This window comes from Brevibacterium sp. LE-L (genome assembly GCF_050214925.1).
Taxonomy (GTDB): Bacteria; Actinomycetota; Actinomycetes; order Actinomycetales; family Brevibacteriaceae; genus Brevibacterium.
Genome location: NZ_CP189759.1, coordinates 2,295,043 through 2,307,602 on the forward strand (window position 1 = coordinate 2,295,043; position 12,560 = coordinate 2,307,602).

General features: G+C 65.4%; 10 protein-coding genes. 7 read left to right on the plus strand and 3 right to left on the minus strand.

Annotated elements, in window-relative coordinates; all coding sequences use genetic code 11:
* The first annotated feature begins 36 nt into the window (after window positions 1-36).
* Both ACQE2J_RS10230 and ACQE2J_RS10235 read left to right on the plus strand, forming a co-directional pair.
* The gene (locus ACQE2J_RS10230) at window positions 37-993 is read left to right on the plus strand and encodes an FKBP-type peptidyl-prolyl cis-trans isomerase (protein ID WP_240689946.1); all 957 of its coding nucleotides are present in this window, start codon (window positions 37-39) and stop codon (window positions 991-993) included.
* A 47-nt stretch (window positions 994-1,040) separates the two neighbouring features.
* Window positions 1,041-1,412: an FKBP-type peptidyl-prolyl cis-trans isomerase gene (locus ACQE2J_RS10235; RefSeq protein ID WP_135540870.1), complete on the plus strand. Its 372-nt coding sequence runs from the start codon at window positions 1,041-1,043 to the stop codon at window positions 1,410-1,412.
* A 109-nt stretch (window positions 1,413-1,521) separates the two neighbouring features.
* Here ACQE2J_RS10235 and ACQE2J_RS10240 read toward each other — a convergent pair whose 3' ends face one another.
* On the minus strand, window positions 1,522-2,646 hold the full coding sequence (locus ACQE2J_RS10240) for a DUF3866 family protein (protein ID WP_425119411.1): 1,125 nt from the start codon (window positions 2,644-2,646) through the stop codon (window positions 1,522-1,524).
* A gap of 40 nt (window positions 2,647-2,686) precedes the next feature.
* Between ACQE2J_RS10240 and ACQE2J_RS10245 the strand changes: the two genes are divergently transcribed.
* The 5 genes from ACQE2J_RS10245 to ACQE2J_RS10265 all read left to right on the plus strand — a co-directional run bounded on the left by ACQE2J_RS10245 (window position 2,687) and on the right by ACQE2J_RS10265 (window position 8,505).
* Window positions 2,687-3,709: a helix-turn-helix transcriptional regulator gene (locus ACQE2J_RS10245; protein ID WP_240689945.1), complete on the plus strand. Its 1,023-nt coding sequence runs from the start codon at window positions 2,687-2,689 to the stop codon at window positions 3,707-3,709.
* Entirely contained in the window at window positions 3,693-4,580 is an 888-nt protein-coding gene (locus ACQE2J_RS10250) for a WYL domain-containing protein (RefSeq protein ID WP_135540866.1), read from the plus strand. The genes ACQE2J_RS10245 and ACQE2J_RS10250 overlap by 17 nt, the downstream gene beginning before the upstream one ends.
* Window positions 4,581-4,665: 85 nt before the next feature.
* Window positions 4,666-4,953, plus strand: coding sequence for a Sec-independent protein translocase subunit TatA (tatA, locus tag ACQE2J_RS10255; RefSeq protein WP_135540864.1), 288 nt, complete (start codon window positions 4,666-4,668; stop codon window positions 4,951-4,953).
* Window positions 4,950-5,792, plus strand: coding sequence for a twin-arginine translocase subunit TatC (gene tatC / locus ACQE2J_RS10260; RefSeq protein WP_346763090.1), 843 nt, complete (start codon window positions 4,950-4,952; stop codon window positions 5,790-5,792). Before tatA ends, tatC begins: the two co-directional genes overlap by 4 nt.
* On the plus strand, window positions 5,785-8,505 hold the full coding sequence (locus ACQE2J_RS10265) for a DEAD/DEAH box helicase (protein ID WP_425119412.1): 2,721 nt from the start codon (window positions 5,785-5,787) through the stop codon (window positions 8,503-8,505). The genes tatC and ACQE2J_RS10265 overlap by 8 nt, the downstream gene beginning before the upstream one ends.
* Before the next feature lie 45 nt (window positions 8,506-8,550).
* Here the strand turns inward: ACQE2J_RS10265 and secA2 are convergent, their stop codons facing one another.
* A complete protein-coding gene (gene secA2 / locus ACQE2J_RS10270; protein ID WP_426936272.1) occupies window positions 8,551-10,812 on the minus strand; it encodes an accessory Sec system translocase SecA2 in 2,262 nt (753 codons plus the stop codon).
* Between the two features lie 43 nt (window positions 10,813-10,855).
* Complete coding sequence (locus tag ACQE2J_RS10275) at window positions 10,856-12,547, minus strand: 5'-3' exonuclease H3TH domain-containing protein (protein WP_426936273.1); 1,692 nt, start codon at window positions 12,545-12,547, stop codon at window positions 10,856-10,858.
* Window positions 12,548-12,560: the final 13 nt, after the last annotated feature.

Consider the following 12,560-nt stretch of genomic DNA (forward strand, 5'->3'; position numbering starts at 1 on the left):
CGTTCGGGCACGACCACCCGTGACGAAAGGAAACCAGTGCGCACCAAAGTGCTCAGCGCCATTGCGGCCGGCCTGCTGCTGCTCTCGGCCTGCGGGCAGGGTGAGGAGTCGCAGGACTCGACCACACCTCCGCCCTCGGTGTCCGCCCAGGATGCGAAGTCGACCAGCCTCGACGACATCACCGTCGAGGGCAAGAAGGGCAAGAAGCCCAAGGTCAGCTTCGATTCTCCGCTGGTGATCGAGAAGGCCGAGAAGAAGGTGCTGGAGAAGGGCACGGGGGAGAAGATCGCCGACGGCGAGCAGGTCACCGCCCAGATGACCCTTGTGTCGGGCACGAACGGCAAGATCGTCGAATCCAGCTACGATTCGCAGGCACCCGCCGGTTTCCCCATGGACAAGTCGCAGATCTCCGAAGACCTCTACAACGCCCTCATCGACGTCAAGGTCGGCTCCCGGGTGATGATGTCGCTCAACGGCTCCGCCGAGCAGGGCGAGGCGTCGCAGACGCTCGTCTACATCATCGATGTCGAGAAGACCACCCGACCGCTGACCCGCGCGGAGGGGAAGAAGGCCGACCAGTCGGGCAACCCGGTGACGGTCAAGTGGGCCGACGACGGTGCCCCGTCGATCTCGAAGCCGAAGGGTGACGAGCCCGAGGATCTGAAGACCTATACGACGATCGAAGGCGAAGGCCCCGAGGTCGAGAAGGGTCAGAGCGTGGCCGTGAAGTACTCCGGTTGGCTCTGGGACGACAACTCGAAGACCTTCGACTCGAACTGGAAGAAGGGCGGACAGCCGTTCGTCGTCGACCCCGTCGGGGAGGCCCAGGTCATCGAGGGGTGGAACGAAGGCCTCGTCGGCCAGAAGGTCGGCAGCCAGATCGTCCTCGTCGTCCCCCCGGAGAAGGGCTACGGCGAACAGGGCAGAGAACCTTCGATCCCGGCAGATGCGACCCTGGTCTTCGTCATCGACATCCTCTCCGCCCAAGGCTGAGACGCACTTTTCGCCACACACAGCACGACTACTCCAGGAGGAAGAAAATGAGCAAGCAGAAGCCAGAAGTCGACTTTCCCGGCGAGGCCCCGACCGAGCTCATCATCACCGATGACGTCATCGGCACCGGCGCCGAGGCGGGGCCCGGCGACACCGTGAGCGTGCACTACGTGGGTGTCGCCCATTCCACCGGCGAAGAGTTCGATGCCTCGTACAACCGCGGCACCCCGTTGGAGTTCCGTCTCGGGTCCGGAATGGTCATCTCCGGTTGGGACCAGGGGATCCAGGGGATGAAGGTCGGCGGCCGCCGTACCCTGCAGATCCCACCGCACCTGGCGTACGGAGATCAGGGCGCCGGCGGTGTCATCCAGCCCGGGGAGTCGCTCATCTTCGTCTGCGATCTCGAGAACGTGCGCTGACCGTTCGCATGACGACTGTGGCCGGGCTCTTCGGAGCCCGGCCACACGTGTCTGATCTGTCCGATTCGATGCGGGAGACAGATTTCGGTCGGGAACTCGAGGCCGGGATTCAGAGTTCGGCGGCCAAGCGCCCCGCGGCGGCCGCGGCGAGGAACGATGCCGCATCGGCCGGCAGCTTTCGCCCCATGGTCGACAGTCCGACGGGGGAGGAGCCCAGCTCCGCCCACAGACCGCTCAAGTCGACGTCGACGAGATCGTGCATGACCAGGCTGCCCAGCTGTCGGTCCACGGTGTCGACGACGACGGTCGGCTCCGGATCCATCTCGGCCAGCTCCGCCTCGGTGAGGGTGGAGAAGTCGGGCACCGGCACGGTCATCCCCGGCCGTGCGATCTCGGTCAGCGGGGTCAGCGAATGGTGGGAGATGCCGAAGTGGCGGCCGCGGGCATCGGCATTCGACATCCGCAGCAGGCCGATCGGGCGCCCGCCGAGCAGGGCTGCGGCATTGAGATGGTCCCCGGTGACGAGCCCCGAATAGCCGTACTTCGTGCCGGTGCCGAGGTTCCCGGGCCCCTGCGCGACGATGGTGATGTCGGCCCCCATCACGTGTCGGGCGGCGAGCAGACCGGTGTGGACGGTCACCGCTTCGAGGTCACCGCCCCAGGACTGCCCGATGCTGATCGACCCCGTCAGCCATCCGACCTCCTTGAGACCGGCCACCGCCTGTGAGAACGGGGCGGGCAAGGCGGCACCGTCGCTGAGCACATACGCCACGGACAGGGAGGGGTCGACAGCGCGGATGCCGGCGATCACAGCCGGCAGCGCCGAATGCAGATCGGCCACGATGACGGGCATGCCGTCCAGGTGCTCCGCCTCAGCGAGGACGGCATGGTGTTCGGATTCCTGATCATCGACGCCGAGCACCATCGTCTGCAGGGGCGAATAGCGGTCCTTGACCAGATGTCCGGGGCCTTCGGGCGGGTCGGCGGGAAGCGCCTCGGGCAGTGCGACGATGAGACCGAAGCCTCCGGTGCCCAAGCGCTTGGCCAATGCCGAGACATTGACGATCACCGAGTCTCCGACCTGCGGATGGCCGACAGCATCGGTGTAGGCGATCGCGCGGATGGAGGTCACATCTGTGCCCGGCAGCGCCCGGTCCAGTTCGACGGCGACGTCTGTGTATCCTGGCCGGGTGGAGCGAATCGCTGCGGCGATTCCTTTGCGCCAATGAATCATGGTCCCAAGACTATCGCCCGGCCTAGGTTACGGTGGAATCGTGAACACACCCCGCACCAGCAGACAGAGACAGCAGACGGAACGGCTGATGAACCTGCTCATCGCTCTGCGCGCCTCCCGCGGATGGGTCTCTCGCAAGACCCTGATGAGCGCCATCGACGGTTACACGGGGCTCGACGAGGTCGCCTTCGACCGCAAGTTCTCTCGCGACAAAGAGCTGCTGCGGCACATGGGCATCACGATCGCCACCCGTGCCGAACACGATGCGTACGGAGACGCGGGAGAGACCGGTTACCGGATCTCGACCGCCGACTATGCGATGGACGAGGTCGATCTCACTCCGGCCGAGGCCGCTGCCGTCACGGTCGCGGCCGCCTTCTGGTCGGAGACCGAACTCGGCGACTCCAGTGCGCAGGCGCTGACGAAGCTTCGGGCCTTGGGCATCGACCTCGACCAGCAGGGTGCCGAGCGTGCGCAGGTGGATCCGGGCTCTGCCGCACGCAGACTCGCCAGTGCGAACTTCGCCGATGCCCTCCACCACATCAACGCCCGCGAAGCCATCGGCTTCCGCTACCACAAACCCGGACAGACCGCGCGCAAGGTGCGTCTGGAACCCTACGCCCTGCTCAGCCGCGGCGATCGCGTCTACCTCTTCGGTTTCGACCTCGATCGGCAGGCACGTCGGACCTTCCGTCTCTCCCGCGTCGAGGGCGGAATCGCGAAACTCGGCGGACGTGAGCCCGGCGATTACACGATCCCCGAGGACTTCTCACCTCAACTGGCTCTGCAGTCGAGTTCGGAGATGGCGGTCGTCGCCGAGGCGAAGCTGCACATCCGCGCCCACCGGGCCGACCCGCTTCGACGCCGGCAGGTGCGCGTCGATGACGATGCGGTGATCATCGAGTTCTCCGATGTCGACACGCTCGCGGCCGAGATCGTCGGCTTCGGCGACGCCGTCGAAGCGGTGTCACCGCCCGAACTCGTCCGTGCCGTGGACCAGCGCCGCGATGAGATCCGTGCATCCCTCAACCGCCTCGGAGGTGCCAGTGTCCTCAGCGCGTGAGCGACTGACGAGGCTGCTCAGCCTCGTGCCCTACCTCGATGACCATCCCGGCGCGGATCTCGAGGACACAGCCGCGTATTTCGGCATCGACTCCGACACCCTCATCGACGACCTTCAGCTCCTCTTCGTCACAGGACGGCCCGGGCACATGCCCGATGACCTCATCGACGCGAGCTGGGAGGGCGGGCAGATCTTCGTCTCCAACGCCGAGGAGGTCTCCGTGCCGGTGCGTCTGAGCGCGGAGGAAGCCGGCGTCCTCGTGCTCGCCCTCGAACTGCTCTCCTCGCTGCCAGGGCTGGACTCCGAGGCCGTGGCCTCGGCCGCGGACAAGCTCCGGCTTGCGGCGGGCGAGAACCTGCGCACCGCCGTCGACGTCAGCCCCATCGACGTCGACGAAGAGCTGCTGAGTGCGCTGCAGAAGGCCGTTGACGAAGAGACGGCGCTGCAGATCGACTACTATGTGGCCTCCCGTGACGAACTGACCACCCGGATCATCGCTCCGACGAACCTGGTGCCCGGTTCCGACTGGTACGTCGACGCCTGGTGCTACTCGGCCGGGGCACCGCGCCGGTTCGCACTCGGCAGCATCAGAGCATGGGAGCTCACGGCCCATCCGCCGCTGTCGGTGAGCGAATCGACCACTCGATCCCACGAGGTCACCCTCGGCTTCTCCGGCAGGGGAGCCTGGCTGGCCGATGAACTCGACGTGACGACACGTGAATACTTCGAAAACGGTGAGACGAGTGTGCGCGTGCGTCTGCTCGTGCACTCGGTCGACTGGCTGAGCCGGTTCCTGCTCTGCCACGCCGATGTCATCACCGAGATCGACGACACCGATGCGGTCGCGGAGGCACTGCGACGACTCGGCTGAGCGGTGAACCGCCTGCGGATGAGGATGAAAGGCTCAGCCGCACAGCGTAGAATCGTCACAGCATCAACAAACCAAGGAGCTCCCAATGAAACCAAGTTTCGTGCAGATCGCGATCGTGATCCTCATCATCGTGATCATCTTCGGCGCGCCCAAACTGCCGCAGCTGGCTCGAAGCCTGGGACAGTCGATGAAGATCTTCAAGTCCGAGGTCAAGGACCTGCGCGACGATGAGGACGCTTCGGCGACGAAGTCCACCGAACCGGGAGCCCTGAACCAGAACTCCTCGACCGACTCGGACAAGGCCACCGGTGGGGCCACCGGCTCCGACGAGTCGAGTCGAGAGAAGCAGGACCCGCAGTCTCACGAGAAGTGAAAGAGAACAGTCAGCGGAAAGCCTCGCGAGCACAGAAGAAGAACCCTGAGAAGAAGATGCCCGTCGTCGGGCACCTCGTCGAGTTGCGCAACCGCGTCATCATCGCAGCCGCCGCCATCGTCCTGGGTGCGGTCGGCGGCTGGTTCCTCTACGACCCTGTGCTCGACATCCTGCAGGAGCCGATACGGACCATCCGCGACAACGGGGGCCGGATGGCAGAGATCAATTTCGCCGGAGTCGCGTCCCCCTTCGATCTGAAGATCAAACTCTCGTTCTTCATCGGTCTCTTCATCTCCTGCCCCATCTGGCTCTACGAGATCTGGGCGTTCATCGTGCCCGGGCTCAAGCGCAAGGAGAAGTTCTATTCGTTGGGCTTCCTCGGCGCCGCGATTCCACTGTTCCTGGCCGGGTCGACGATGGCGTTCTTCGCCCTGCCCAACGCCGTCAAGGCACTGACCTCGTTCACACCCGAAGGCGGGACGAACATCATCCCGGCTCAGGACTATCTGAGCTTCGTGATGATCATCATCGTCGTCTTCGGTCTCGCCTTCGTCCTGCCCGTGCTCATGGTGGGACTGAACATGCTGGGAATCCTCTCGGCGGACCGGATCAAGAAGTCCTGGCGCATCATCGTCATGCTCGTCTTCCTGTTCGCCGCGATCGCCACCCCGACCCCCGATGCCATGTCCATGTTCTTCCTCGTCATCCCCATGATGACGCTGTTCTGCGTGGCGTGGGCGATCTGTGTCTTCAACGACCGCCGACGCAAGAAGCGCCTCATCGAACAGGGCCTGTGGGTCGACGAGGACGAACTCACTGACGAAGAGAAGAATGACTGATTCCACTCACCCCTCGGATCCGACCGCCGCGGAAGAGACGCTGAGTCCCTCCGCCGCCTACGCTGAATTCCGAGCTCGCTCCGAATTCGCGCGCACCCCTCTGGGGCAGTTCATGTCGCGCACCGAATTCGAACTCGACGACTTCCAGATCGAAGCGTGCAGCCACCTGCAGGAAGGTGAGGACGTCCTCGTCACCGCTCCGACAGGAGCCGGGAAGACGCTCATCGCCGAATTCGCCGTCGAGCTCGCCCGCGGCCAGGGCAAACGCATCTTCTACACGACGCCGATCAAAGCGCTGAGCAACCAGAAGTTCAACGACCTCTCTGCCGTCCACGGTCCGGAGAACGTGGGCCTGCTCACGGGGGACACGACCATCCGTCGGGACGCGCCGATCATCGTGATGACCACCGAAGTGCTGCGCAACATGCTCTACAACGATGTGGCGGGCCTGTCCGACCTCGGGTTCGTCGTCCTCGACGAAGTCCACTACCTCGCCGACAGGTTCCGCGGACCGGTGTGGGAAGAGGTCATCATCCATCTGCCTGACCGCGTGCAGATGGTGTCGCTGTCGGCGACGGTGTCGAATGTGGAGGAGTTCGGAGCGTGGCTGCGTGAGGTCAGGGGACCCACGACGATCGTGTCGACCAGCCACCGCCCGGTGCCTCTGGTCAACCACGTCCTCGTCGGCCACCGCATGTTTGACCTGTTCACCCACGCCGACTCGGACCGGATCGACCCCGCACTCAATCACGCCACCCGCACCCACGGAGGACCGCGTTCGAAGCGTGCACGCGCCACCCGCGCCCGGTTCCGCCGTCCCAGCCGCACCCAGGTCGTCGCGTCCCTCGCCGAGGCGGCCATGCTGCCGGCGATCATGTTCATCTTCTCCCGCAACGGCTGCGACGAAGCCGTCGAACAGTATCTGAGCACCGGGGTCGACCTGAACTCGCGGGATGAGAAGACGATCGTCAACGCCGCGCTCGAATCCCTGCGCGAAGAGCTGGCCGACGAAGACCTGGGCATCCTCGGCTACCACACCTTCCGCGAAGGACTGCTGCTCGGCGTGGCCGCCCATCATGCGGGCATGATCCCGCAGTTCAAACAGCTCGTCGAGGAACTGTTCTCACAGGGGATCATCAAGGTCGTCTTCGCCACGGAGACCCTCGCCCTGGGCATCAACATGCCGGCGCGCACGGTGGTGCTCGAGAAGCTCGTGAAGTTCAACGGCGAAGCCCATGTCATGATCACTCCGGGGGAGTACACGCAGCTGACCGGTCGCGCCGGACGTCGCGGCATCGACCGCATCGGGCATTCCGTCGTCGTCTGGCATCCGACCATCGAGGTCAGCGAGCTCGCCGCACTCGCGTCGAACCGGTCATATGCACTGAACTCGGCGTTCGGACCGACCTACAATATGACCGCGAATCTGCTCTCACGGATGAGCTCGGCGGAGGCTGCGAAGGTGCTCGAGACCTCGTTCGCGCAGTTCCAGGCCGATAAGGCCGTCGTCGGTCTGGCGCGGAAGGTCCGCAAGAACGAAACGACGATCGCAGCCTACGAGAAGTCCATGCACTGCGATCTCGGTGACTTCTCCGAATACGCGGGTCTGCGCCGGGCGATCTCGGACACCCAGAAGCAGGAGACCCGGACGAAATCGCGGAACAGGCAGCGCGATATCGTCGAATCCCTCACTGCCCTCAAGATCGGTGATGTGGTGACGATGCCGGCCAAGCGGGTCGGCGGTCGGGCCGTGATCATCGCCCCGATGAGCAGTCGCGACGGAGTCTCCCGGCTGCCGACCGTGCTCACCGAGCAGGGCAAGGTGTGGCACCTGCGCCCGCATGAGGTCACCGCACCGGTGGCCTCTCAAGGACGTATTCGGGTGCCGAAGAAGTTCAACCATCGGCAGGCCGGCGACCGCAGACAGCTGCTGTCGATCCTCGAATCCGCCGTCGCCGATGGTCGCGTCGACCCGGATGCACACTGGGAGTCGAAGCGGGACCGCGAGGGTGAGAACACCACCGTGGCCGAGCTGCAGGCGCAGATGCGGGCCCATCCGTGTCACGACTGCCCGGATCGGGAGGTGCATGCCCGATGGGCCAATCGCGCCGACAAGCTCATCCGGGAGAACGATTCCCTCATCGCTCGCATCGAGGGGCGCACCACGTCGATCGCGCTGGTGTTCGAACGTGTTCAGGACGTGCTGCGCGGCCTCGGCTTCGATCCCGCCGAGTCAATGATGCTGCGCCGCATCTACGGTGAACGGGATCTGCTGGTGGCACTGACGATCCGTGCCGGTCTGTGGGAGAAGCTCAATGAGCCCGAACTCGCGGCCTTCGCATCGATCTTCGTCTTCCAGTCGCGCCGGGACACCCTGCACGCGCATCGGGCGCCGAGCGCTGATCTCAAGGTCGTCTGCGATGAGGCGGAGACGACCTGGCGCCGGCTCTTCCACCTCGAGGAACAGCACGCTCTCGACACGACCGAGGAACCGGACCGCGGGCTCATCAAGCCGATGTATCGGTGGACGGAGGGCAAGACCCTCTCGGAGTCGCTGCGGGGCAGCGATATCGCCGCCGGTGACTTCGTCCGCTGGGCGAAGCAGAGCCTCGATCTGCTCGGTCAGGTCGCCGAAGTCATCGACGATGACACCGCGGTGAGGATCCGGCGGACGGTCAATGCCATCCGCCGAGGCGTCGTCGCCGACTCCTGACCCGAGCCGCCTCCGGCAGCTCACGGGCCGGACGCGGACGTCGTCTCAGCGGCGAACCTTCTTGACGATGTTCTCGATGTCCGAACCGAAGGCGTTCTCCGTGGTCAGGTAGGTCCACGTCGAGGAGGGACGTTTGAGTCCGTGCGATTCGAGATCGATGCCCTCAGCGGTCATCTCGGCCTTCTCGACAGTGGCCTTCGAGTCCTCGATGACATCGGACCAGAACGAGGAGAAGATGCGGATCGACTCCGCATTGAACGCCTCATGCGGCTTCTCGCGGGCGAAGGTGCGCAGATGGATGCCCTCGCGCAGGTCGTTGAGAAACGCGAGATGGTCGACCCAACGAGCGTCGAGGTGGAAGAGCATGACATCGCGCAGCACCTGGACGAGAAGTGCCTCCGAATGCTCCGTGACGATGTCCTCGGCTCGGTCGCCGAGTTCGCGGCGCAGCTGCTCGACCGGTTCGTCCTCCTTGCGGATCTGCACGCGGCGTTCGAGGACGAGCTCCCGCTGCTTGGCCATGAGCTCGTTGAACCGCCACGTGTCGCGGTGGAGAGCCGTGTTCTGGCCCTCGGCGATGCGCTGGGCGTGTTCGACGAGGGCGAGGGCGCGTTTGGAGTCGATGAGTCCGGTCTCGTCGCCCTCGGTGACGAAACGCTGGATCTCCGGCACGCGGGTGAGCAGTTCGTCCTCGAGACTGGTGAAGAAGACCGAGGTGCCCGGATCACCCTGCCGACCGGCACGACCGCGCAGCTGATCATCGAGTCGGGATGACGGATAGCGGCCGGCACCGATGACGAGCAGGCCACCGGCCTCGGCGACCTCGTCATCGGCGAGGCGGATGTCGGTGCCGCGGCCGGCCATCTGCGTGGACACCGTCACCGCGCCGGGGGCACCGGCTCCGGCGATGATCTCGGCCTCATGGGTGTCGTCCTTCGCATTGAGCACCGCGGCGTCGATTCCACGTTCGCTGAGACGCTGGGCCAAGGATTCGCTTTCGGCCACCGAGGAGGTACCGATGAGCACGGGACGGTTGCGGGCATGACTGTCCGCAACCTCCTCGACGATCGCGCGTTCCTTCGACTCCTGATAGGTGAAGAGACGGTCGGGTTCGTCGATGCGGATGACCGGCAGGTGCGTATCGATGGGCACGATCTCCAGCCCGTAGAATTCGCGCAGATCGTCGCCGACGGCCAGGGCCGTGCCGGTCATCCCGCACACCGTCTCATAGCCGTGGATGAGCTCTTCGACGGTCATCTGGTCGAGGATCTCGCCGCTGTCGGTGGTGCCGAGACTCTCCTTGGCCTCGACGGCGGCCTGGAGTCCGTCGGGCCACCGCTGCAGCTCGGCCACTCGCCCGCGGGAGGAGGAGATGAGTTTGATCCGGCCATCGACGACGAGATAGTCGACATCGCGTTTGACCAGGGAACGGGCGTGGAGGGCGAGGTTGACGGCGGCCAGAGTCTCGGAGTCCTCGCCGAAGAGTTCGACATCGAGTTCCTCTTCGACCCGGTCGACTCCGGCATCGGTCAGTGAGACCGCGTGACGGTCCGGGCTGATCTCGAAATCGGTGTCGGGGCTGAGCTTGGCCACGAGAGCCGCGATCGCCGTATCGGCGTCCTCGACGCTGGCCGATCCGGCCAGGACGAGGGGAACTCGGGCCTCATCGATGAGTACGGAATCGGCTTCATCGACGATGACGACGTCGCGTTCGGGGACGCGCAGATCCGCGTCATCGGTGAGGAAGCGGTCACGGAGGACGTCGAAGCCGACTTCGGTCACCGAAGCGTAGACGACCTCTGCCCGGTAGGCTTCACGCCGTTCGTCTTCGCTCTGCGACCCGGAGATCGCCGCCGAACGCACACCGAGGAGATCGAAGAGCGGCTTCATCCACTTCCGGTCGCGCACGGCCAAGTAGTCGTTGACGCTGACGACGTGGACCCGGCGTCCCTGCAGGGCGTAGCCGGCAGCGGCCAAGGCGCCGACGAGGGTCTTGCCTTCGCCCGTGGCCATCTGCACGATGCTGCCCTGCAGGAGGCCGATGAGGCCGCGCAGCTGCGTGTCATAGGCGGTTTCGTCCAGGGCACGTTCACCGGCTTCCCGGGCGAGGGCACAGTAGCGGGTCAGCGTCTGCTGCTGAGTTCCCGAAGCGAAGACCTCGCCGGCGGCCTCGGTGAGCTCTGCATCGCTGAGCTGGGAGATTTCGCGTCCGGCCGCGGCGAGTTCGTCGGCTGCTCGTTCGAACCAGCCCGTTGCCTTCTCGGCTTGAGCGCCGGGTCGGTTGAGCAGGCGTGCAAAGAATCCCATGGTCGTCCTTCGTCGAAAAATGCGTCGGTGTCGAGTCTAACGTTCAGGACATCGGCCACGAACCGTCGACGACGGCTTCGGCGTTGCCCTTCTTCCGCAGCCAGGCCTGGAGTCCTGCGGCCTGTGAGCGCTTCCACTCGGCCTGTGCGCTCATGATCGCGTTGCTGCTCAGCCTCGCGATTTCCGTGGACTTTTCGGCCAATGCTCGGGAAATGTCCAGTGCTGCCAGCGCGTCGGCGGCCGCATCGTGCGCGTCGAGGAGTCGAACACGATAGGTTCTCGCGGTGTCGATCAGCGTCCGTTTGCCCTTGCGGTAGGGGTCGATGTACTTGTCGACGACGAAGGTGTCGACGATCGTCGGGATGATCCCGGCGAAGTCGATGTCCGGGCGATGCCGGGCCACCTCGGCGGCCATCACGCTGAGGTCGTAGACGACGTTGTGGCCGACGACCACCGCACCTTCGTCCTTGAGGGCAGCGAACTGCTCGCACAGTTCCGTCACGACTTGGGCTGCGGGCGCACCGTTGGCCTGGGCGTATTCGGTGGTGATGCCGTGGACGGCGCGTGCCGATTCGGGGATCTCCATGCCGGGGTCGGCCAACCAGGTGCGCGTCTGCGTCGCCGAGTCGACGAATGCGGCGGTGACGATGCGGGCCGTGGCCGGGTCGACACCGGTCGTTTCGAGGTCGAAGCCGACGAGCCGGCAGTCCAGCCACGATCCGGTCGCACGAGCAGGCGCCGGGGCGGTCGCAGCCTGGGGGACCGGGGGAGTCACAGCCAGGGGCACCGGGGGAGTGCCGCCCTCACCTGCAGTGGAGGCGCCGGCGACGGATTCGAGCGCGGCGACGAGGTTGTCCACGGAACGGCGGATGTTCTGTCCTGTCGCTGCGGCGAGGACTCCGGCCCGATCGAAGCGATTCGGCACCGCGGACAGGTCGAGGCCGTGATCGACGTCGGTGAGGCAGCGCATGACCTCGAGCGTCTTATACAGACTGTCCTCGACCTCGATGATGGTCGCGGCCCGCTTCGGGCTCAGGCCCCCGGTCTTCACCCCGGCCTTCGCGGCTCTGACGATCGAGTCGAGCGAGCCGAAGTTGTCCAGCAGCGTGGCCGCGGTCTTCTCCCCGATGCCCGGGGCGCCGGGCAGCCCGTCCGAGGGATCCCCGCGCAGAGCCGCGAGCTCTCGATAGCGAGTCCCGTCGGGCACGCCGTAGGCATGCGGCAGATCGGCCTGGGTGAGGGCTTCCCATTCCCCGCCCTTGCGCGGACGCAGGACGCTCACCTCGGTCTCGGCATCGAGCAGTGCGAGCAGATCCCGGTCGGGAGAGACGATGACGACGGGGGTCGTCGACTGGGCCGCCATCGTCGCAATGACATCATCGGCTTCGGTCCCGTCCACCTCGGCGATGGGGATTCCGGCAGCCGTGAGCACGCGTGTCATGATCGGCAGCTGCCCGGCCAGTTCCGCCGGAATCTCCGTACCGGCCGCTTCGTCCTTGACCCGCGCCGCCTTGTACTCGGGCATGATCGCGGTGCGGAAGGCCGGGCGCCAATCCGCGTCCATCGTCGCCACCACACGGGCGGAGCCGAAGCGGCGGATCATCTGTGCGACGGTGTCGAGCACCCCGCGAACGGCGTTGACCGGCTGACCGTCGTCATTGACGATCGAGTCCGGCACCGAATAGAAGGCGCGGTAGTACAGTGCAGGCGTATCGAGCAGAACCAATGGCTTCACAATCGATGACGAT